Origin of the sequence: Acidovorax sp. LjRoot66, assembly GCF_964253305.1 — a bacterium.
In the GTDB taxonomy this organism is placed as follows: domain Bacteria; phylum Pseudomonadota; class Gammaproteobacteria; order Burkholderiales; family Burkholderiaceae_C; genus Acidovorax.
The window spans coordinates 5,980,583-6,001,213 of the sequence record NZ_CAXUQU020000001.1 but is presented as its reverse complement, the minus strand read 5'-3'; the positions used below and the strand labels follow the sequence as shown (position 1 = coordinate 6,001,213).

The following is a 20,631-nucleotide window of genomic DNA, read 5'->3' as shown; positions in this document are numbered from 1 at the left end:
AAGTGACTTCACTGTATTCCCGCCCCCTGGCCTCGCCTGTCCTCCAACGCGGCGCCCGGGCGTAGGCCCGAGCCTACCGGCCTTGCAGGGGGCGGCGCCATGCTTGCGCGCCGTGTTTACAGACCTTCTTCCAGTGCCAGCAGCTCCTGCACGGTCTGGCGCCGGCGGATCAGCCTGGCCTGGCCCCCGTCTACCAGCACTTCGGCGATCAGCGGGCGCGTGTTGTAGTTGGAGGACATGGAGGCGCCGTAGGCGCCCGTGTCATGGATCACCAGCAGGTCGCCCACCTGGGCCGCCGGCAGGTCGCGCGGCAGCACCACGCCGCCATCGCCCTGGGTGAACACGTCGCCCGACTCGCACAGCGGGCCAGCCACTACCGTGGGGCGCGCGGCTGCCGTGCCGCCATCGCGGCGCAGTACCTGCATGGCGTGGTAGCTGCCGTACATGGAGGGGCGCATCAGCTCGTTGAAGCCCGTGTCCACCAGAACGAAGTGGTTGTTGCCCGCGTTCTTGGTGGCGCGCACCTCGCCCAGCAGAACCCCCGACTCGGCCACCAGGAAGCGCCCGGGCTCGATCTCCAGCCCGAGCTTGTGGCCGACGATGGCCTCGGCCTGCTGGCGCGCCGTGTCCCACAGGCCATGGTAGTGCTGCGTGTCGATCACCGGGTCGCCGCTGCGGTACGGGATGGACAGGCCGCCGCCCGCCGAGATGGCGTGCAGGTCGTGTCCGGCCGCATGCGCCGTGCGCACCAGCTCCACCATGGCGCCGCAGACTTCAGCCAGGTGGACGTAGTCCACGCCCGAGCCGATGTGCATGTGCAGGCCCGTGAGCGCCAGGCCGTGCTGCCTTATGGCGGCCAGCGCCGCGGGCAGGTCGGTGTGCCAGATACCGTGCTTGCTGTGCTCGCCGCCGGTGTTGGTCTTGTTGCTGTGGCCATGGCCGAAGCCGGGGTTGATGCGCAGCCACACCGCGTGGCCCGGCGAGGCCTGGCCCAGCTGGTGCAGCATGTCGATGGAGCCGGCGTTGACCGGCACGCCATGCTCGACCACGCAGGCCAGGGTGTCGGCATCGAACAGGTCGGCCGTGAACACGATCTCCGAGGGCTCACCACCGGCCTGGTAGCCGGCCGCCAGCGCGCGCAAGATCTCGCCGCGCGAGACCGCATCCACCTTCACGCCCTGCTCGCGCATGAGCTTCAGGATATGGATGTTGGAGCAGGCCTTCTGCGCGAAGCGCACGGTGTCGAAGTTGGACACCTGGGCGATGCGCTGGCGGATGGTGGCGGCGTCGTAAACCCACAGCGGGGTGCCGAACTGGTCGGCCAGGGACCACAGTTGTTCAGGCGAGAAAGGGTTGGACATGGCGGGCAGGCTCCAGGCGCAAAAAGTGGGAAGGGGAGAACGTCTGGGCAGAATCATGCCCCGCTGAAGTCATTCAGTCCAATGCCTTGTTTTTCATATCCATTCATTTTAGATATGCTTCTTGGTCATGAACTCCAGCGACGACAACGCCCTTCGCATCACCCACCGCCACATCGAGATCTTTCGTGCCGTCATGGTGGCCGGCAGCGTGACCGGTGCCGCCGAGCTGCTGCACACCTCGCAACCGACGGTGAGCCGCGAGCTGGCGCGCCTGGAGTCCCTGCTGGGCTACACCCTGTTCGACCGCGTGCAGGGTCGGCTGCGCCCCCATGCCCGGGCATTGGCACTGTGGGACGAGGTGCAGCGCTCCTGGCAGGGCCTGGATCGTGTGGTGGACCGGGCCTTGGCCTTGGGGCGCTCTGCGGACGCCGCGCAGTCCCTGTCGGTGCTGTGCCTGCCAGCCCTTAGCCATGCCCTGCTGCCCGGCGCGGCCGCGCGCATGCTCGCCGCCCACCCGGGCGCCCGCGTCTCCGTCACACCCCAGGAGCCGCCTTTGCTGGAGGAGTGGATGACTGCCCAGCGCTTCGACATGGGCTTGAGCGAGCAGATCTCCAACCCGCCCGGCACGCGCTCGCAGCTGTTGCTGACCCTGGACGAGGTGGCCGTGCTGCCCGAAGGCCATGCGTTGGCCGCGCGGCCGGTGCTGCAGCTGGCGGATTTTGCCGACCAGCCGTTCGTGAGTCTTTCAGCGGATGACCCCTACCGCCGCCAGATCGACGCCCTGTTCGCCGAAGCCGGCGTACAGCGGCTGATGCGCATGGAGACGCACAGCGCGGTGGCGGTGTGCGCGATGGTGCAGCGCGGGCTGGGGGTGGCTGTTGTCAATCCGCTCACGGCGCTGGCCGTGGCGGAGCAGGGGGTGGTGGTGCGCAGGGTGGGATTTTCGGTGCCGTTCAGTGTGAGCCTGGTGTTGCCGTTGTACCGGGCGGCGTTGGAGGAGGTGGGGTGGATGGTGGAGGCTTTGGGGTTGGAGGCTGATGATTTGAAGGAGAGACTTGGGCGGTTGGTTTGATGGGATGTTCGTCTGTTCGTCTGTTCGTCTGTTCGTCTGTTTGGTGGTGGTAGGTGCAGGCCTGGATTGAGGGCGGGAGCCGGGATGTGCGCCCGGCGGCGCACCTACTTTCTTTTTGCGCAAAAAGAAAGTAGGCAAAGAAAGAGCGCCCCACAGTCTGCGTCCCTTCGCTTCGCTGCGGGCAACCTGCGATGCTCGGGCCTGGGGTGGTGCCGCAGAACTCACTGCGTTCTCCCTTCGGGCGAACTCCGTTCAAGCAGCTGCGGCAAGCCAGATCACGAAGTGCGTGTGCCCTGCGGCACACGCACCCACCCCAGGCCCTGCGCTTCTCGGCGCAGCCAGAAGGGGTGGGGAGCGGGTACCACCCGGCTGCTGCTGCGCAGCTACGCCTGGGGTCGGTTACGCGCTGCGCGCTGCCGACGGCTGGGGCACGGTCACCCTGGCGAGCCGAGCGCAGCGAAGGGCCACAGGCCGAGCGAAGCAATGGCCCGAATGGAGCCCGCTCCCACCCCCTTCTGACCGTGCCGAGAAGCGCAGGGCCTGGGGTGAGCGCGTGCCGAAGGACACGCGCATCGTCATCTGGCTCGCCGAAGCTGTTTGACCGAGCTGCCTCGCAGAGGCAGCGCAGGGAGTTCTTCGGCGTCACCCCAGGACCGAGCATCGCAGGCTGCCCCCTCGCCACCGGCGAGGGGGACACGGGCAGCGGGGTCGCCTTTTCTTGGCCTACCTTCTTTTGGAGGGTGTAGAAGAAATCTATTGCAGTCGCCCCAACAACATCCGGGCCTGCGCAAGCCACACCCACGCCGCCGCATAGAACGGCTTGCGGTCGTGGTGCATCACCAGCCTGCGGTTGCGCTCCAGCCATGCATGGGTGCGCTCCACCACCCAGCGCTTCTTGTAGATGGTGGCCGGCTGCTCTTCGCTCCACAGCGGCTGCTGGGCATCGTCCCAGCGGTGGCGGGCACTGTGGCGCACGATGCGCACCTGCACCTGGTGCGCCTTCTCGATCTGCTGCGCGCATTGCCCAGCGTACGCGCTGTCGGCCCACAACGTCTTGAACGAGCCGTCCGTGCGCTTGCACGCCTGCGCTACAGCTTGCGCGGCCGCGTCGCGGTCCTGCACGGCTGCGCTGGTGACTACTACCGCAAGCAGCAGGCCCAGCGTGTCCACGACCAGATGGCGCTTGCGCCCCTGCACCTTCTTGCCCGCATCGAAGCCCAGCGTGCCGCCTTGAGGGCTACCCCGGTTGGATTGCGAGTCGATGATGGCCTCGCTGGGCTGCGCAGCGCGCTCCAGGCGTTGGCGCCATTGCTGGCGCAGACGCTCGTGCAGCGCTTCGAACTTGCCTTGGCGGGCCCAGTTGACGAAGGCCTTCTGCACGGATTGCCAGGGCGGATAGATCTGCACCGGCAGGTTGCGCCAGGACGTGCCGGTGCGCAGCACATAGCAGCAGGCATCGACAACGCTGCGCCGCGAGTAGGTGGCCGGTCTGCCGCGCGAGCCCGGTTGTTGCTCGAACAGGTCTTGCGCCAGAGCCCATTCGGCATCCGTCAGGGCTCCTGCGATGGAGCTGCCCGCTGGGCTGGTGGGTCGATGCCGGGCGTTGTAGCCGTAACGGGTGCCAGGCTGGCCAGGCTGCGAGCGAGACAGCTGCGGCTTGGGCCGCGTTCGCTGCAGGCCGGCAGCCTTCAGTGCCGCACGCAGAGTCACCGTGCTGGGTGCGCTGCGGCCCATGTGATCGGCCCAGGCCAGCGCCAACTCGGGCAGCGTGGCCTGCGGGTTGTCGCGTACTACCTCGCGCAAGATGGCGTACTCGCCAGGGGGGATCACGGGTGGTCGGCCTGTCTTTGCCATTGCGTTGCTCCTGCTTGGTCAATGCGGCGCTATTATAATTTATTTCTTCTACACCCTCTTGGCGAAGCAAAAGAAGGTAGGTGCGCCGCCGGGCGCACACCCCGGCTCCCGCCCTTCAATCAAGCATGCCATCCCAACAAAGAGTCAGAACTCCAAGTTGTCAATCAATCTCGTAGCCCCCAACCGCGCCGCCCCCAACACCAACAACGCCCCCACAGCATCCCCAGCCGTGGCCGGCTGCAAATCCACCCGCCGCCTTACCGTCAGATAGTCCGGCTGCCACCCCCGCGCCCGCAACCCATCCATCGCCTGCTGCTCCCACTCCACCCCTGGCTGCTGTCCCCAGCGCACAGCCAGCTGGCGCAAGGCCTGCGACAAGGCCACCGCCTCCTGCCGCTCCTGCAGGCTGAGGTAGCCATTGCGCGAACTCAGGGCCAGGCCGTCGGGCGCGCGGCAGGTCTCGCCGGCGACCACGGTGATGGGCAGTGCGAACTGGCGCACCATCTGGCGGATCACCAGGAGTTGCTGGTAGTCCTTCTTGCCGAACACCGCCGTGCCGCCGCTCTGGCCCAGCACGCAGGCGAACAGCTTCATCACCACCGTGGCCACGCCCGTGAAGAAGCCGGGGCGAAAGTGCCCTTCGAGCATGTCGGCCAGGGCCGGGTCGGGGTGCACCTTGAAGGTCTGGGGCTCGGGATACAGGTCGGCCTCGCGCGGGGCGAAGAGCACTTTGCAGCCTGCGGCCTGCAGGCGGTTGCAGTCGGCCTCCCAGGTGCGCGGGTAGCTGTCGAAGTCTTCGTGCGGCAAGAACTGCAGGCGGTTCACGAAGATGCTGGCCACTGTGACGTCGCCCAGGGGCAGCGCCTGTTCGACCAGTGTGATGTGGCCGTCGTGCAGGTTGCCCATGGTGGGCACGAAGGCCGGGTGGCGGTAGGGGGCCAGGGCCTGGCGCAGGTCGTCGATGGTGTGGGCAATCAGCATGGCGAATCAGCAAGCAAGAAAGAAGAAAGAAAAGAGCAAGGGGAAAAGCGTGTACGCCCGGCTACCAGGCATGCAGGGCGTTGTCGGGAAAACGTCCCTCTTTGACGGCCATCACATAGGCCTCGATGGCGCCGCGCACGCTGCCGGCGTCCTGCATGAAGTTGTGGACAAACTTCGGGTTCTTGCCCAGGTTCATGCCCAGCATGTCGTGCAACACCAGCACCTGGCCGGCCGTGCCGTTGCCGGCGCCGATGCCGATGGTGTGGCAGCGCAGCAACTCGGCCGTGAGGTCGGCGGCCAGCACGGCGGGCACCATCTCCAGCACCAGCATGGCGGCGCCGGCGTCCTGCAGCTCGTGCGCGTGCTTTCGCAAGGTGCGCGCTGCGTCGTCGCTGCGCCCCTGCACGCGGTAGCCGCCCAGGGCGTGCACCGTCTGGGGAGTCAGGCCGAGGTGCGCGCAGACCGGTACGCCGCGCTGCACCAGGAATTCCACCGTGGGCGCGGTCCACCCGCCGCCTTCGAGCTTGACCATGTGCGCGCCCGCCTGCATCAGCACGCAGGCGCTGCGCAAGGCCTGCTCGCGGCTCTCGGCATAGGTGCCGTAGGGCAGGTCGGCTACCAGCCAGGCTGTGCCCTGCACCCGGTGCAGGCCGCGCGCCACGCTGGCCGTGTGGTAGGCCATGGCCTCCAGCGTCACGCCCACGGTGCTGGGCAGCCCCTGGCAGACCATGCCCAGCGAATCGCCGACGAGGATGCACTCCACGCCTGCGGCATCGGCCACCGCCGCAAAGGTGGCGTCGTAGGCGGTAAGCATGCACATCTTTTCGCCCGCATCCCGCATCTGCGCCAGGCGCGGCAGGCTCATGGGGCGGCGCTGGGGAAGGGGCGAGGCTGGCGGCAGCGTGCCGTAGGGGGTGGCAGAAGGCGTTGGATCGGTCATGGGGCTCCCCTGGACAAAATTGCGCGAGTGTAGGGGGTATGCAGTCGGGACAGCGGTGTCCCAAACCCCGGTCCCGGAAGCCGCTATGCTCGCGCCCCATGACCCATCCCAGCGACGATGAAAAAAGTGCCGACGTGGCCGCCCTGGCCCGTGCCGATGTGGCCCGCGCCTTGGCAGAAGACGTGGGCAGCGGTGACCTGACCGCCGGCTTGATCGACCCCGCACGCCGCGCCCGTGCGCGCATCCTGGCGCGCGAGGCCGCCGTGATCTGCGGCACGCCCTGGGTCGAATCGGCCCTGCGTGCCCTGGATCCGGATGTACAGCTCACCTGGCAGGTTGCCGAGGGCCAGCGCTGCGCGCCCGACCAGGTGGTGCTGGAGATCGAGGGCAGCGCCCGCGCGCTGCTCAGCGCCGAGCGCACGGCGCTCAACTTTTTGCAGCTGCTCTCGGCAGTGGCCACCAAGACGGCCACCTATGCCTACGTGGTCGCCGGCACCCGTGCGCGCATCGTGGACACGCGCAAGACCCTGCCGGGCCTGCGCCTGGCGCAGAAGTACGCCGTGCGCGTGGGCGGCGGCACCAACCACCGCATCGGCCTGCACGATGCCGTGCTGATCAAGGAAAACCACATTGCCGCGGCCGGCGGCGTCACCGCCGTGCTGCGCGCCGCGCAGCAGCAGGTGGGCGCGCGGGCCGCCTTCATCGAGATCGAGGTCGAGACGCTGTCGCAGCTGACCGAGGCGCTCGACGCGGGCGCCACCATGGTGCTGCTCGACAACATGCCCTTGCCCCTGCTGCGCGAAGCCGTGCGCGCCAATGCCGGCCGCGCCATCCTCGAGATCTCGGGCGGCGTCACGCTCGATGGCCTGCGCGAATTGGCCGAGACCGGCGTGGACCGCATCTCCATCGGCACGCTGACCAAGGATGTCAAGGCCACCGATTTTTCGATGCGGCTGCAGGAACTGTCATGAGCAACACGGCCACGCTGAACCGCATCGACGTCGAATACGACCAGCCCCTGGACGTGCTGGAAGAAGGTGGTGGTTCTGTCTGCTCCACCAAACACGCCTGGGCCCGCGTGCCACCCGAGCCCTCGCAGGCCGAGCGCGCCGCGCTCAAGGACCGCATCCGCCGCCTGCTCCAGGAGAAGAACGCGGTCATGGTCTCGCACTACTACGTGCACCCCGATCTGCAGGACCTGGCCGAGGAAACCGGTGGCCTGGTCAGCGATTCGCTGGAGATGGCGCGCTTCGGCCGCGACCATGCGGCGCAGACCCTGGTGGTCTCGGGCGTGCGCTTCATGGGCGAGACGGCGAAGATCCTCTCGCCCGAGAAGACCGTGCTCATGCCCGACCTCGATGCCACCTGCTCGCTCGACCTGGGCTGTCCGGTCGAAGAATTCAGTGCCTTCTGCGACGCCCACCCGGACCGCACCGTGGTGGTGTATGCCAACACCAGCGCGGCCGTGAAAGCGCGCGCCGACTGGCTCGTCACGTCGAGCTGCGCGCTCGAGATCGTCGGCGCGCTCAAGGCGGCGGGCCACAAGATTCTGTGGGCGCCCGACCGCCACCTGGGCGCCTACATCCAGCGCGAGACCGGCGCCGACATGCTGTTCTGGAACGGTGCCTGCATCGTGCACGACGAGTTCAAAGCCTTCGAGCTGGAGGCGCTCAAGCGCGAGCATCCCCAGGCCAAGGTGCTGGTGCACCCCGAAAGCCCTGCCGACGTGGTGGCGCTGGCCGATGCCGTGGGCTCCACCTCGGCCATCCTCAAGGCCGCGCGCGAGATGGATGCGCGCGAGTTCATCGTCGCCACCGACAACGGCATGATGCACAAGCTGCGCGCCCTCAACCCCGGCAAGACCTTTTACGAAGCCCCCACCGCCGGCAACAGCGCCACCTGCAAGAGCTGCGCGCACTGCCCCTGGATGGCGATGAACGGCCTGGCCGATGTAGCGCGGGTGCTGGAGACGGGCGCCAATGCCGTGCATGTGGACCCCGCGCTGATCCCGCGCGCCCGCCAGCCCATCGACCGCATGCTGGCCTTCACGGCCGCGCTCAAAAGCGGCCATCCCGCCGCGGGGCTGGTGCCGCACCTGGGCGCGGCCTGATCCTGCAAACATGGCTGCCCCGGGGAACCGGGCGGCGAGATTCCTTCCTGTGACCACCGTTCATTCCCGCATCGATTTCACCCAGCCGCAAGGGCCCGGCGCCCCGCGCCTGCGCCACGCCTTCGGCCCGCCGCGCGAGGTACTGGTGGCCCATGCGCTGAACGAGGTGCGCGGCGTGCTCGATGCGGTGCACGCCGCCGCACAGGGCGGGGCCTGGTGCGTGGGCTATGTACGCTACGAGGCTGCGGCGGCCTTTGACACCGCCCTGCAGACCCACACGGCGCAGGGCCCGTTGGCTTGGTTTTCGGTGCACGATGAAGCCCTGCCCTGGCCGGATGGACCACAGCCTGACGCAAGCGCCGAAGTGACATGGGCCGATGGCCTGCCGCGTGCCGACTTCGATGCCTCGCTGGCCCGCATCCACCAGGCCATCCGCGATGGCGAGGTCTACCAGGTCAACTACACCGCACCCCTGCAGGGCCGTGCGCAGGGCAGCGCCCAGGCGCTGTTCGAGGCGCTGCACCGCACCCAGCCCGAGGGCTACTGCGCGCACATCGACGCGGGCGACACCCAGGTGCTGTCGGTCTCGCCCGAGCTGTTCTTCGACTGGACCACCGATGCGGCGGGCGGCGACATCCTTGCTCGCCCGATGAAGGGCACGGCCCCGCGTGGCGCCACGCCCGACGCCGATGCCGCCCAGGCCGAGCACCTGCGCACGGCGCCCAAGGAGCGGGCCGAGAACGTGATGGTCGTGGACCTGCTGCGCAACGATATCTCGCGCATCGCGCAGCCGCACAGCGTGCGCGTGCCCCGGCTGTTCCACACCCAGGCCCTGCCCACCGTGTGGCAAATGACGTCCGACGTGCAGGCGCGAACGCGCCCAGGAACCACGCTGAGCGACGTGTTCGCAGCACTCTTCCCCTGCGGCTCGGTCACGGGCGCGCCCAAGGTGCGTGCCATGCAGCTGATCCGCGATCTGGAGCCCGCGCCGCGCGGCGTGTACTGCGGCGCCGTGGGCGTGGTACGCCCGCACGGGCCACCGGGCCAGGGCGGCGTGGCCGCGACCTTCAACGTGCCCATCCGCACCGTGGTGCTGCAGGCGCGCGATGGCACGGTGCAGGCCACCTGCGGCATCGGCAGCGGCATCACCTCGGGTGCCGAGGCCGAGGCCGAATGGCATGAATGGCGCCACAAGCGCGCCTTCGTGGAGCGCGCCAGCGCAGCGTTCGACCTGCTCGAAACCCTGGCGCTCGAGGGTGGGCAGTTCCGCCACCTGGGCGAGCACTTGGCGCGCATGGCCGTGGCCGCTGGGCACTTCGGCTATGGGTGGGACGCCGATCGCGTTCATGCCCGCCTGCAGGCGCTGGCCGCGCAGCACGCCAGTGGCGCATGGCGCGTGCGCCTGCTGCTGGACAGCCGGGGCGCACCCCGCGCCGAGGCCTTCGCGCTGCAGCCCACGCAGGTGCCTGTGCGCCTGCAGCTCGCCGGCCGTGCCTTCGACGAGGCCGACAGCGAATTCGTGCGCCACAAGACCACGCGCCGCGCGCACTACGCGGCGTTTGCGCCCACCGCGCCCGGCGTGTTCGATACGGTGCTGTGGAACCGTGCCGGCGAGATCACCGAGGGCACCTTCGGCAACCTGGCCCTGCGGCTCGATGGCCGCTGGGTCACGCCGCCGCTGGCCTGCGGCCTGCTGCCTGGCGTGGGGCGTGCGGTGGCCCTGCGCGAGGGCCGCGTGGCAGAGGCCGTGGTGCGGCTCGACGACCTGCCGCATGTCGATGGCTGGGCCTTCATCAACAGCCTGCGCGGCTGGCTGGCCGCGCAATTGATAGCCTGAGCCGCAGGGCTGCACGCGCTTGCGTGCACTGTGCACTCGCCTTCGCGCTCGGGCGCTTGCCTGTGCGTATACACCAGGCTGCGAGAGGATCGCTATGCATGCTTATTTCCCGCACTGGTATGCAAGGGTTTACCCCAGGACTGTCACACAGCTTTTTTCTAATGAGCCCAGCGCCCCACCATGGGGTGCCGACCGGTAAGACGCCTGCCCTGCGGTATGCCCATGTCCCGGTGATCTGCCCATTTCGAAGAAGTGAACTCCATGAAACTCAAGCTCCTTGCCCTCGCGGCCCTGACCCTTGCCGCCGGCGCCCATGCACAGTCCAGCGTCACCCTCTTTGGCGTGGTCGACGCCTCGGTGGTCCACATGTCCAGCAACACCAACAGCGTCACCGGCCTGTCCAGCGGCGGTCAGTCCAGCAGCCGCCTGGGCTTTCGCGGCGTGGAAGACCTCGGTGGTGGTCTGAAGGCCGGCTTCTGGTTGGAGGGTGGCCTGGCCGCCGACAACGGCACCGCCGCTGGATTCCGCTTCGACCGCCGTTCCACCGTGAGCATTTCGGGCGGCTTCGGTGAAGTGCGCCTGGGCCGCGACAAGTCGCCCGCCTACCTGAACATCGAAACCTTCGATCCCTTCGGCGACTCGGGCGTGGGCGGCATCAACGGTGCCAACCTGGTCGGCAGCGCCACCTCGGCCGCCGGCACGCCCGAAGGCAGCGCCCCCAAGCGCACCAGCAACGGCCTGAACTACCTGCTGCCCGAACTGGGCGGCTTCTACGGCCAGCTGCAGTACGCCCTGGGCGAGCAGCTGTCCAACCAGGTCAACGACCGCATGGGCAACTCGCTGGCCCTGCGCGCTGGCTATGCCAACGGCCCCCTGAACGTGGCCGTGGCCTTCGGCGAGACGCGCGGCGGCGCCGCTACTGCCAACTCGGTCGACTACAAGGCCAGCAACGTGGGCGTGTCCTACAGCTTCGGCGTGGTCAAGCCCATGGCCTTGTTCGCCACCGAGCGCGGTGCCGGCCGCCGCGTGGACATGTTCGGCCTGGGCGCCACCGTGCCGCTGGGCGTGGGCGAGCTGCGCGTGTCGTACACCAACTTCAAGCGCAAGGACGTGAACAACGCCGACTCGCAGAAGTTCGCCATTGGCTATGGCCACAACCTGTCCAAGCGCACGCAGCTGTACGCCACCGTGGCGCGCATCAGCAACGACGGCGCCGCCACGCGCGGTCTGGCCGTGTCCTCCTCGTCGCTCGGCAGCCCGACGATCGGCGCCGGCAACGACGTGACCGGCTACGAGTTCGGCGTTCGCCACACGTTCTGATGGCGGACGGGCCGGGGCACCTGTTGCAGCGGGTGCCCTGGCCTTGAGGCCGTGCTGTGCGCCTTCCACCTGGTGGGGATGCGAGGGGGGCGCAGCACGGACTTTCCTGCGTTACAGCAATGACAAAGCCGCCCAGGGCAGTGCCCGGGGCGGCTTTGTCATTGGGGACTGCCTGCCAGGCAGATTCTTACAGCTTTTCCTTGGCGTACGAGCCGCGGTCCATGTCCACGATCTCCACGCTCAGCTGCACCAGCACGCCCTGCGGCTTTGGGGTGAGTTCGCGCAGCACGCCGGCGATCAGGTCCGACAGCTCCTTCTTGGCCTCGGGCGTGCGGCCCGAGAGCACGCGCAGCTGCGCGTGCACGAAGGCGCGCTGCGCCGGGGCGGTGCCGATCTCGAAACTGTCGGCCACCACGAAGCGGGTCTTGAGGTCCAGCTCGTCCAGCACCTGGGGGTGGGCGCACAGCGCGGCATTGAGCGCGGTCAGCGCTTCGGCCTCGGGGTAGTGCGGCAGGTTGCCGGAGTACTCGACGATGAGATGGGGCATGGCGGTTCCACGAAAAATCGGTGCACCCGGCAGAGGGCCGGTGCGGTGGGCGAAGACGCCACGGGGTGCGCGGCGCAGGGCCCGCCAGTTTATCGGCTTATCGGGGTGGTGCCGACGTTGGCCTGTGCCGCCTGCGTCGGCGCGTCGATGGACTGCACGAAGCCGTGCAGCGCCCGCAGCATGGCCATCGGGGCCTCGATCTGCGGCCAGTGGCCGATGCCATCGAGCGCGACCACGTCCGCATGGGGGACCACCTCGCGGTAGCGCTGTGCCATGTGGGCGCCCGAGTTGGGGTCGGCGCTGCCGTTGACGAGGCGCACCGGCACCGCCCCGGCTACCAGCGGTGCCACCAGGCGATCGCGCAGGGCCATGCGCTCGATGTAGAAGCGCCCCACCTGGTGCGAGATGCGCCGCCCGTTGCCGTGGTTGACCAGAGCCCAGAAATCGTCGAGCAGCCCGGCCGTGGGCTGCGTGCGCGCGCCGAACAGGCCTGCCACCGTGCGCTCGAATGCTCGCTGCGGAATGCGCGGGCCGATCCACCGCCCCAGTGGGGACGACAGCAGGTGCTGTATGGGGCGCGGCGCATACGCTTCGGGGCACACGCCGCCGTTGAGCAACAGCAGCGATTCGATGCGGCACCCCTCCCTTGGCCGCTCCACCCGGCGTGCCAGCATCTCCTGCGCAATGCTCACGCCCAGGTCGTGGGCGACGATGTGGCAGCGGTGCACGCCCCGTTGCGCGAGCAGGGCATCGAGCAGATCGGCATGGTCCTGTATACGGTAGGCGTGCGCCACCGGTTTGTCCGAAAAGCCCATGCCCAGCAGGTCAGGGGCGATCACGCGGTAGCGTGCCGCCAGGGCATTCCACACGCCGTGCCAGTCGTAGGAGCTCGTGGGGTAGCCATGCACCAGCAGCAAGGTGCTGCCCTGGCCGGCCTCGGCAACGAAGAGGCGCTGGCCGCGCACGGTGGCGAACTGGCCGTGGTCATGCCAGCGCTGCAGGGAGGGGGTCAACTGGTCCATGCCGCTCGCACCAGGAGCAGGGTGGCCGCCAACTGGCACAGCAGCGTGAGCGCATGGGCCGCCTGGCGCCAGGGCAGGCGGCGGCCCAGGGCGGCCATGCAATAGAGGAGACGGGCCAAGACAAAGGTGGTGCAGACCGCTGCCAGCGCGGTGGCGGCTGTGCCATCGGCCTGTGCCAGCGCCAGCACGAGCAGGCCGAACAGCAGCGACTGCTCCAGCGTGTTGCCGTGCGTGCGCACCGCCACGGCCAGGTCCTGGTGCCCGCCATCGCCCCAGGTCTGGCGGTGGCGCATGCGCAGGCGAGAGACATGCAAGGACAGGGCCGTGAGCAGCAGGGCCAGGGTGGCCAGCGTGGCCGCCGCAATGGTGAAAAGTGGAGGCATGTTCAGGAAGGGGGCGAACCGGATGAAGGAATCCCGCCAAGCTTAGAAAACCCGTGGCCTGTTGCCAATAGCACCAAAGGGCAGGTCGGGTGGCTGCTTTGCCCACCCATGCCACGTTCAGACGGGCGGTTGGCTTTGCAGAAAGGCGCGCAGTTTCATGGGCGCAATCGGCTTGGGCAGCAGCGGCAGGCCAGCCGCTGCGGCACGGGCCTGCAGCTCGGGTGTCGCCTCGGCGGTGACCAGCAGGGCCGGCACGGCACGGCCGATGGCGCTGCGCAGGGCGGCGACCGCCTCAGGGCCCTGCACGCCGTGTGGCAGGTGCCAGTCGACCACCAGGGCGTCTGGCAGCGTCTGCCCTGGCCATGGCTGCATCGCCTCCTGCAGGCTGGCCGCTGCGATGACTTCGCAGCCCCAGCCCTGCAAGACCTCGGTCAGCGCGAGCCGCGAGCCGGCATCGTCTTCCAGTACCAGCACCCGCTGCGCCGGTGGCCCTGGCTGCGGCGTCGCTTTTTCTTCCACTGTGGTGGTGGTGACGGCGGCGCCTGCGACACGGGGCTCCGGCGCGGCCAGCGGCAGGCACAGCGCAAAGCGGCTGCCCTGGCCCGGTTGCGATTGCACGGTGAGTTCCAGCCCCAGCAAGTTGCACAGGCGCCGGGCGGTTGCCAGCCCCAGGCCCAGCCCTTGGCTGCGGTCGCGCTCCGGATGGCCGATCTGGTAGTGCTCGTCAAAGATGCGCGGCAGCTCGGCGGCATCGATGCCCACGCCCGAGTCGTGCACGCAGACCTCCACCATGGCGCCCTGCTCGCGGGCGTCCAGCCGCACAAAGCCTGCCGGCGTATAGCGGACGGCGTTGGCGACCAGGTTGGACAGCACGCGCGCCAGCAGCGCGCGGTCGCCCTCCACATGGGCGGTGGTGGGCTCCACCGTGAACGCCAGGCCCTTGGCCTGGGCCTGCACGCCGAAGGTGCCGGCCATTTCGTCGAGCAGTGCCTGCAGCGCAAAGCGCGTGGGGCGGGGCGTGATGGAGCGGGCGTCCAGGCGCGACAGCTCCAGCAGCCCTTCCACCAGCGAGCCCATGCTCTCGGCGCATTCCATGAGGGTGGCCGCGAGGTATTCCACCCGGTCGCGCGATGCGGGCTGCTGCAGCGTGTACGCCAGCAACTGCATGGCATTGAGCGGCTGGCGCAGGTCATGGCCCACGGCGGCAAGGAACTGCGCCTTGGAGGCGTGGGCCGCCTCGGCTTCCTGGCGTGCCAGCCGCGTGGCTTCGTTCTCGCGCTGCAGTGCGGCAATCAGCGCCTGCCGTTCGCGCTGCTGGGCGGCGGCCTGCGCGATGGTGCGCGCCTGGGCCCGGCCGGCGTGCCAGACGTACAGTGCCATCAGCACCGACGCCAGCGCCAGCAGGGTGTGCAGCGGTTCTCCCACCAGCAGGTCGCGCGCGGCCAGCGGGCCGAACACACCGATCGCATAGGCGCCCAGTGCGGGCAGGTGGTGTGCCAGGTGGGCCACGCTGCCCAGCACCACGGAGGCCAGGCCTATGTGCAGGGCCATCTCGGCCACCAGGTTGGCGGGCGCCCACAGCACCCAGCTGCCGACGCCCCAGGCCAGGGCCTGCGCCAGTGCGCTTACCACCACCCAGCGCGCCCAGCAGGCAGCGCGCGTGCCGGGTGCGGCAGCGCGGCGGCGGTAGGCCATGCCCAGGCCTATGCGCAGGCAGCGCACGGCCGCAAACGCCGCCAGCCACAGGGCGATGGCGGTGGCCGGCACATCGCGCCAGAACAGCACGCTCAGGAAGAAGGCCTCCACCACCCCCACCAGTGCCGACAGGGGCGCTCCCCGGTACAGGGTGTCCAGGGCCTGTGCGTCGGGCGGGGCGCTGGGCGCTGCAGCCATCTACAGCAGCCCTTTTTCGCGCGCCGCCACCACCAGGTGCGTGCGGTTGCGCGCCTGCAGCGCACCGAGCAGTGCCGTGACGTGCAGCTTGACGGTGCGCTCGGCGATGCCCAGCGCCTGGGCGATGCGCTTGTTGGGCTGGCCCTGGGCCACCAGCAGCAGCACTTCCATCTGCCGGGCCGTGGGGCCTGCCAGGTCGCTAGGCAAGTCGCCTGGCACTGCCGCAGGCTGCGTGTCGAATGCCATGCCACCTGCTGCGACGGTGCCCAGGGCGGCGGCCATGGCCTGCACGGACTGCGACTTGCCGAGAAAGCCGCTGGCGCCCGCACCACGCGCCGCCGCCTGCAGGGCCGGGTCTTCATCCCCCGAGATCAGCACCCGCGCCACCAGCGGGAACTGCCGGGCAAAAAGCGCCAGGCCCTGCAGCCCCGTGTGGGCCCCCAGGCGCTGGTCGAGCAGCACGATGTCCAGCCCCGGCTGGCCGGCGGCAGCCCGCAGACCTTCCTCCAGCGTGCAGGCCGTGTCCACGCGCGCGCCCGGCCAGGCATGGGCCAGCGCATGGGCAAAGCCGACGCAGAACAGGGGGTGGTCGTCCACCAGCAGGAGTTGGGGCATGGTGCGGATTGTGTGGCAAGCCAGTCCCGCCGGAGCCGCCCCGTATGCTTGACTTGGGTCAAGGGGCTCTCGCCCCCAGGGGCCGCAGACAGGGCGTTGGTGTACAGAATCGCGGCAGTCTGGGGTGGTCCCCAGGCTGGCAGCGCACGCCTCTTTGCGTTGTTGATCCACTTCTTCCGACTGCCTGTCCCCGCCACCCCTGAACGATGCCGGATGCGCGTGCGCGCATGTTTTTTGCTGGGGCAGCAGCGGTATCCACAACTCTCGTCTTCAATATAACCATGACACAACAGAAATTGATCCGACGCGTGACCTTTGCCTGCCTGGCGCTGTGTGCCACCCTGGCGAATGCCCAGGGCCCGCACGCGCATTGGGAGTACAAGGGCAAGCATGGCGCCGCCCATTGGGGCGCGCTGGAAGAGGGCTTCGAAGCCTGCGCCCGCGGCACGGCCCAGAGCCCTGTCGACATCCGCAAGACGGTCAAGGAGGCCTTGCCGGCGCTCGACTTCCAGTACGCATCCGGGGCACCCACCCTGGTCAACAACGGCCACACGGTGCAGGTCAACGTGCCGGCCGGCAGCAAGCTGGTGGTGGGCGGCCGGGCGCTGGAGCTGCTGCAGTTCCACTTCCATACGCCCAGCGAGGAGGCCGTGGGCGGCAAGCGCGCCGCGATGGTCGCCCACTTCGTGCACAAGGCCGAGGACGGCGGCCTGGGCGTGGTGGCCGTGCTGATCCAGCCGGGCAAGAAGAACCAGGCCTGGGAGCCCATCTTCGCGCACCTGCCGCGCGTAGGCGAGCAGGTCACGGTCGATGGCCTGGCGCTGCATCCCGCCGCCCTGCTGCCGGAAAAGCACGGTTACTACAGCTTCGAAGGTTCGCTGACCACGCCACCCTGCTCCGAAGGCGTGCAGTGGATGGTGCTCAAGGAGCCCGTCAAGCTAAGCGCGCAGCAGATCAAGTCGTTCCGCCGGGTCTACAGCGCCAATGCACGGCCGCTGCAACCGCTGCATGGGCGCGTGGTCAAAGAGAGCACCTAATTTGACAGGAAGATCCGTGCAGCCACTGGCTGCACGGACTCAAGCCACGGCGGGTGCGTGCGCCGCGTGCCGGTGCAATGCCTGCAGCAGTTGGTCGACGTCCTCGGCGGTGTGCGCTGACGACAGCGCAATGCGCAGCCGGGCAGTGCCGGCCGGCACCGTCGGCGGGCGGATCGCGGGCACCCACAAGCCCTCTGTGCGCAGGCTTTCCATCACCGCCAGTGCGGCCTCGTTGCTGCCGATCACCAGCGCCTGCACGGCGGTGTGCGAGGGCAGCAGGCGCCAGCCCAGTGCGTCAGGCAGGGCTGCAAGCCCGGCGCGCAGTTGCGCGATCCGGGCGTCAAGCTGCTGGCGCCGGTCGTCCGCAGCCGCGATCAGCTCCAGGCTCTTGCGCAGTGCACTGGCCAGCAGCGGTGGGGCGGCGGTGGCGAAGATGTAGGTGCGCGTCTTTTGCAGCAGCCATTCGATGAGCGCGCCATCGCCCGCCACGAAGGCACCCGCCACCCCGGCGGCCTTGCCCAGCGTGGCCATGTAGAGCACCCGGCGCGATGCGGTGGCACCCGTGAGGCCTGCCTCGGCGAGGCTGCCACGCCCCTGGGGGCCCAGCACGCCAAAGCCATGGGCGTCGTCCAGCAGCAGCAGGGCATCGAAGCGTTCGCACAGGGCCAGCAGGGCCGGGATATCGATGAGGTCGCCGTCCATGCTGAACACGGCATCGCTGACCACGAGTTTGCGCCGTGCGGGGCTGGCCGCCAGGGCCGCCTCCAGTGCTACCAAGTCGGCATGCGGGTAGCGGTGGATGGTGGCGCGCGACAGGCGCGCACCGTCGATCAGGCAGGCGTGGTTGAGTGCGTCGGAGAACAGCGCATCGCCATTGCCCACCAGCGCCGGGATGATGCCGGTGTTGGTGGCATAGCCGGCGTAGAAGTACAGGGCCCGGGGCAACTGCACGAAGGCCGCCAGTTCCTGCTCCAGCGCATCGTTGGCGGCGCTGTGCCCGCTGACCAGGGGCGAGCCGCCCGAGCCCACGCCAAAGGCATGGGTGGCTTCGCGTGCAGCCGCGGCCAGCGCCGGGTGGCTGGCCAGGCCCAGGTAGTCGTTGCTGCAGAAGGCCAGCATGGGCTGCCCGTCCACCAGCAGGTGGGCGCCGCCTGCAGGCTGCACCACGCGGCGGCGGCGCAGCAGATGGGCGTGCTCGATGTCGGCCAGCCGTGCCGGGATCTCGTCGAGCCAGGAGGGTGGGGAAGAGTGAGCCAAAGGGGTCGTCATAGCCAGTGGGCAGGCAGTTCGAAGACCAGGCCGCGCGCTTCCGGCAAGGTCTGGTACGGTACGTCGGCCAGCAGGGGAGCTCCCAGGCGCGCACCCAGGTAGGCCTTGTTTTCCTCCACGGCTTGCATCGCGGGGTCTACCTGGTTGGCCACCCAGCCGGCCAGCGTGAGGCCGCGCGCGCGGATGGCCTCGGCCGTCAGCAGTGCATGGTTCAGGCAGCCCAGGCGCAGGCCCACCACCAGCACCACGGGCAGGGCCAGGGCCAGGGCCAGGTCGGCGCCGGTCGTGGTGTCCGACAGCGGCACGTGAAAGCCGCCCGCACCTTCCACCACCACCGCGTCGGCCTGGGCCGCCAGTGCCTGGTAGCAGTGCACGATGGCGGCGATGTCGATCTGCACACCGGCGCGGGCCGCCGCGATGTGGGGCGAGAGCGGGTCGGGCAGCAGCACCGGGTTGTCCAGCGCGGCCGGCACCGCCACGGTCGATGCGGCGCGCAGCGCAATCGCGTCCTCGCTGGCCCAGTCCTCGCCCCAGGGCACCACGCCTGCCGCCACCGGCTTCATGCCGACCACGCGGCGGTGGTGCGGCGCCAGCGCATGCAGCAGGCCGGCGGACACCAGCGTCTTGCCCACGCCGGTATCGGTGCCGGTCACAAAACATCCAATCATCAACAGGTTTCCTCTTGCAGGGTGGCGTTCAGCGCGTCGAGCGCGCCGCTGGCCAGGCAGTCAACCGCCTCGCCGTCGAGCACATACGGTGGCATGGCATACAGCGTGTTGCCGATGGGGCGCAATACCAGCCCGCGCGCCATGGCCTGCTGGTGGTAGCGGCGCGAAAAATCGGGCAGGGTGGTGGCGATGTCCCAGGCCCAGACCATGCCCAGGCGGCGGGCGTGGCGCACACGCGTGTGCTGGGTGAGGGGTGTGCAAGCCGCGTCGATACGCTGCGCCAGTGCCACATTGGCCGTGAGCGCATCCAACTGGTCGAACAGCTCCAGCGTGGCCAGGGCTGCGCGGCAGGCCAGCGGGTTGCCGGTGTACGAGTGCGAGTGCAAAAAGCCGCGCGCCACCTCGTCGGCATAGAAGGCCTGGTACACCATGTCCGTGGTCAGCACCGCCGACAGCGGCAGGGTGCCACCCGTGAGGCCCTTGGACAGGCAGATGAAGTCGGGCCGGATGCCCGCCTGCTGGTGCGCGAACATGCTGCCCGTGCGGCCGAAGCCCGTGGCGATCTCGTCCACCACCAGGTGCACCTCGTAGCGGTCGCACAGCGCGCGCGCCAGGCGCAGGTATTCCGGGTCGTGCATGGCCATGCCGGCCGCGCACTGCACCAGGGGCTCCACGATCAGCGCGGCGGTGTCGGCATGGTGTTCGGCCAGCCAGGCCCCGAGCGCGGCGGCGCTGCGCCGCGCCACGTCCTCGGGGGTCTCGCCGGGCGCGGCCTGGCGCGCATCGGGGCTGGGCACGGTGGCGGCCAGGCGCACCAGCGGGGCGTAGGCCTCGCGGAACAGCGCAATGTCGGTCACCGCCAATGCCCCCACGGTCTCGCCGTGGTAGCCGCCAGCCAGGCCCACAAAGCGGCTCTTGCCCGGGCGGCCCGTGTTGCGCCAGTAGTGGGCGCTCATCTTCAGCGCGATCTCGGTGGCGGCCGCGCCATCGCTGCCGTAGAAGGCGTGGCCCAGGCCCGTGAGTGCACCCAGGCGCTCCGACAGCTCGACCACCGGCGCGTGCGTGAAGCCGGCCAGCATCACATGGTCCAGCCGCTCCATCTGGTCGGCCAGGGCTGCCTTGATGTGCGGGTGGCTGTGGCCGAACAGGTTGACCCACCAGGAGCTGATGCCATCGAGGTAGCGCCGGCCGTCGGTGCCGTACAGCCAGGGGCCTTGCGCGTGCGCGATGGCCACGGGCGGCTGGGCCTCGTGCCGCTTCATCTGCGTGCAGGGGTGCCAGACGTGGGCCAGGCTGCGAGCGACCAGGTCTTTCCTGGCCGTCTTGGGTGCGGTGGTGAACGCCATCACTGCAGCGTGAAGTCGAGCGCGCAGCTGTCGCCCAGCGCCTCGCGCCACACGCGCACGCGGCTCACGCGCGGGCGCAGCTCGGCCGGCAGGGCCTGCGCGATGAACAGGCACAGGTTTTCGAGCGTGGGAATGCCCAGCCCGGGCACCTCGTCGAGCATGTGGTGGTCGAGCAGCTCGCGCACCACTTCCAGCCCACGGCGCAATTGGCCCAGGTCCACCACCATGCCGGTGGCCGGGTCGCGCGGGCCGCTGAGCGAGACCTCGGCATGGTAGGTATGGCCATGGATGCGGCGGCTGCCTTCGGCCTCAATCTCGCGGCGCAGGGTGTGGGCCGCGTCGAAGAAGAAGCGCTGGGAAATCGTGAACTGCATAG

19 protein-coding genes are annotated in these 20,631 nt (G+C 69.3%); 6 read left to right on the top strand and 13 right to left on the bottom strand.

The genetic code is table 11. The annotated features are described in order from the left end of the window. Positions 1 to 116: 116 nt before the first annotated feature. Entirely contained in the window at positions 117 to 1,361 is a 1,245-nt protein-coding gene (gene lysA / locus ACSQ3Y_RS28030; protein WP_436179547.1) for a diaminopimelate decarboxylase, read from the bottom strand. 127 nt (positions 1,362 to 1,488) lie between these two features. Here lysA and ACSQ3Y_RS28025 point away from each other — a divergent pair, with 127 nt between their 5' ends. Beyond that, positions 1,489 to 2,433 carry a LysR family transcriptional regulator gene (locus ACSQ3Y_RS28025; protein ID WP_436179546.1) on the top strand — a complete coding sequence of 315 codons (945 nt, stop codon included), beginning with the start codon at positions 1,489 to 1,491 and terminating at the stop codon, positions 2,431 to 2,433. 753 nt (positions 2,434 to 3,186) lie between these two features. Here ACSQ3Y_RS28025 and ACSQ3Y_RS28020 read toward each other — a convergent pair. The 3 genes from ACSQ3Y_RS28020 to panB all read right to left on the bottom strand — a co-directional run bounded on the left by ACSQ3Y_RS28020 (position 3,187) and on the right by panB (position 6,208). Next, positions 3,187 to 4,287, bottom strand: coding sequence for an IS5 family transposase (locus tag ACSQ3Y_RS28020; RefSeq protein ID WP_436178131.1), 1,101 nt, complete (start codon positions 4,285 to 4,287; stop codon positions 3,187 to 3,189). A 144-nt stretch (positions 4,288 to 4,431) separates the two neighbouring features. After that, on the bottom strand, positions 4,432 to 5,268 hold the full coding sequence (gene panC, locus ACSQ3Y_RS28015) for a pantoate--beta-alanine ligase (protein ID WP_436179545.1): 837 nt from the start codon (positions 5,266 to 5,268) through the stop codon (positions 4,432 to 4,434). 61 nt (positions 5,269 to 5,329) lie between these two features. Continuing rightward, complete coding sequence (panB, locus tag ACSQ3Y_RS28010) at positions 5,330 to 6,208, bottom strand: 3-methyl-2-oxobutanoate hydroxymethyltransferase (RefSeq protein ID WP_436179544.1); 879 nt, start codon at positions 6,206 to 6,208, stop codon at positions 5,330 to 5,332. A 98-nt stretch (positions 6,209 to 6,306) separates the two neighbouring features. Between panB and nadC the strand changes: the two genes are divergently transcribed. The 4 genes from nadC to ACSQ3Y_RS27990 all read left to right on the top strand — a co-directional run bounded on the left by nadC (position 6,307) and on the right by ACSQ3Y_RS27990 (position 11,475). After that, entirely contained in the window at positions 6,307 to 7,179 is an 873-nt protein-coding gene (gene nadC / locus ACSQ3Y_RS28005) for a carboxylating nicotinate-nucleotide diphosphorylase (protein WP_436179543.1), read from the top strand. Next, positions 7,176 to 8,318: a quinolinate synthase NadA gene (gene nadA, locus ACSQ3Y_RS28000; protein WP_436179542.1), complete on the top strand. Its 1,143-nt coding sequence runs from the start codon at positions 7,176 to 7,178 to the stop codon at positions 8,316 to 8,318. Before nadC ends, nadA begins: the two co-directional genes overlap by 4 nt. Before the next feature lie 10 nt (positions 8,319 to 8,328). Beyond that, positions 8,329 to 10,155 carry a chorismate-binding protein gene (locus tag ACSQ3Y_RS27995; RefSeq protein WP_436179541.1) on the top strand — a complete coding sequence of 609 codons (1,827 nt, stop codon included), beginning with the start codon at positions 8,329 to 8,331 and terminating at the stop codon, positions 10,153 to 10,155. A 261-nt stretch (positions 10,156 to 10,416) separates the two neighbouring features. Next, positions 10,417 to 11,475 carry a porin gene (locus ACSQ3Y_RS27990; protein WP_436179540.1) on the top strand — a complete coding sequence of 353 codons (1,059 nt, stop codon included), beginning with the start codon at positions 10,417 to 10,419 and terminating at the stop codon, positions 11,473 to 11,475. 187 nt (positions 11,476 to 11,662) lie between these two features. Here ACSQ3Y_RS27990 and ACSQ3Y_RS27985 read toward each other — a convergent pair whose 3' ends face one another. The 5 genes from ACSQ3Y_RS27985 to ACSQ3Y_RS27965 form a co-directional block, all read right to left on the bottom strand. Beyond that, positions 11,663 to 12,022, bottom strand: a complete 360-nt coding sequence (locus tag ACSQ3Y_RS27985; RefSeq protein ID WP_057201879.1) for a 5-carboxymethyl-2-hydroxymuconate Delta-isomerase — start codon at positions 12,020 to 12,022, stop codon at positions 11,663 to 11,665. 89 nt (positions 12,023 to 12,111) lie between these two features. Continuing rightward, a complete protein-coding gene (locus ACSQ3Y_RS27980) occupies positions 12,112 to 13,044 on the bottom strand; it encodes an alpha/beta fold hydrolase (protein ID WP_057201880.1) in 933 nt (310 codons plus the stop codon). Further along, complete coding sequence (locus ACSQ3Y_RS27975; RefSeq protein WP_436179539.1) at positions 13,032 to 13,427, bottom strand: MAPEG family protein; 396 nt, start codon at positions 13,425 to 13,427, stop codon at positions 13,032 to 13,034. Before ACSQ3Y_RS27975 ends, ACSQ3Y_RS27980 begins: the two co-directional genes overlap by 13 nt. 117 nt (positions 13,428 to 13,544) lie before the next feature. Then, complete coding sequence (locus ACSQ3Y_RS27970; protein WP_057201882.1) at positions 13,545 to 15,320, bottom strand: ATP-binding response regulator; 1,776 nt, start codon at positions 15,318 to 15,320, stop codon at positions 13,545 to 13,547. After that, positions 15,321 to 15,935, bottom strand: coding sequence for a response regulator transcription factor (locus ACSQ3Y_RS27965; RefSeq protein WP_057201883.1), 615 nt, complete (start codon positions 15,933 to 15,935; stop codon positions 15,321 to 15,323). A gap of 281 nt (positions 15,936 to 16,216) precedes the next feature. Here ACSQ3Y_RS27965 and ACSQ3Y_RS27960 point away from each other — a divergent pair, with 281 nt between their 5' ends. Beyond that, on the top strand, positions 16,217 to 16,972 hold the full coding sequence (locus ACSQ3Y_RS27960) for a carbonic anhydrase (RefSeq protein ID WP_057201884.1): 756 nt from the start codon (positions 16,217 to 16,219) through the stop codon (positions 16,970 to 16,972). A gap of 39 nt (positions 16,973 to 17,011) precedes the next feature. Here ACSQ3Y_RS27960 and bioF read toward each other — a convergent pair whose 3' ends face one another. Genes bioF through ACSQ3Y_RS27940 form a run of 4 tightly spaced genes read right to left on the bottom strand, consistent with a single transcriptional unit; the run spans position 17,012 to position 20,629 of the window. Then, entirely contained in the window at positions 17,012 to 18,241 is a 1,230-nt protein-coding gene (gene bioF / locus ACSQ3Y_RS27955) for an 8-amino-7-oxononanoate synthase (RefSeq protein ID WP_436179538.1), read from the bottom strand. Continuing rightward, positions 18,238 to 18,909 carry a dethiobiotin synthase gene (gene bioD, locus ACSQ3Y_RS27950; RefSeq protein ID WP_436179537.1) on the bottom strand — a complete coding sequence of 224 codons (672 nt, stop codon included), beginning with the start codon at positions 18,907 to 18,909 and terminating at the stop codon, positions 18,238 to 18,240. Before bioD ends, bioF begins: the two co-directional genes overlap by 4 nt. Next, positions 18,909 to 20,255, bottom strand: a complete 1,347-nt coding sequence (gene bioA, locus ACSQ3Y_RS27945) for an adenosylmethionine--8-amino-7-oxononanoate transaminase (protein WP_436179536.1) — start codon at positions 20,253 to 20,255, stop codon at positions 18,909 to 18,911. Before bioA ends, bioD begins: the two co-directional genes overlap by 1 nt. Continuing rightward, a complete protein-coding gene (locus tag ACSQ3Y_RS27940) occupies positions 20,255 to 20,629 on the bottom strand; it encodes a 6-carboxytetrahydropterin synthase (RefSeq protein ID WP_436179535.1) in 375 nt (124 codons plus the stop codon). Before ACSQ3Y_RS27940 ends, bioA begins: the two co-directional genes overlap by 1 nt. Positions 20,630 to 20,631 lie beyond the last annotated feature (2 nt).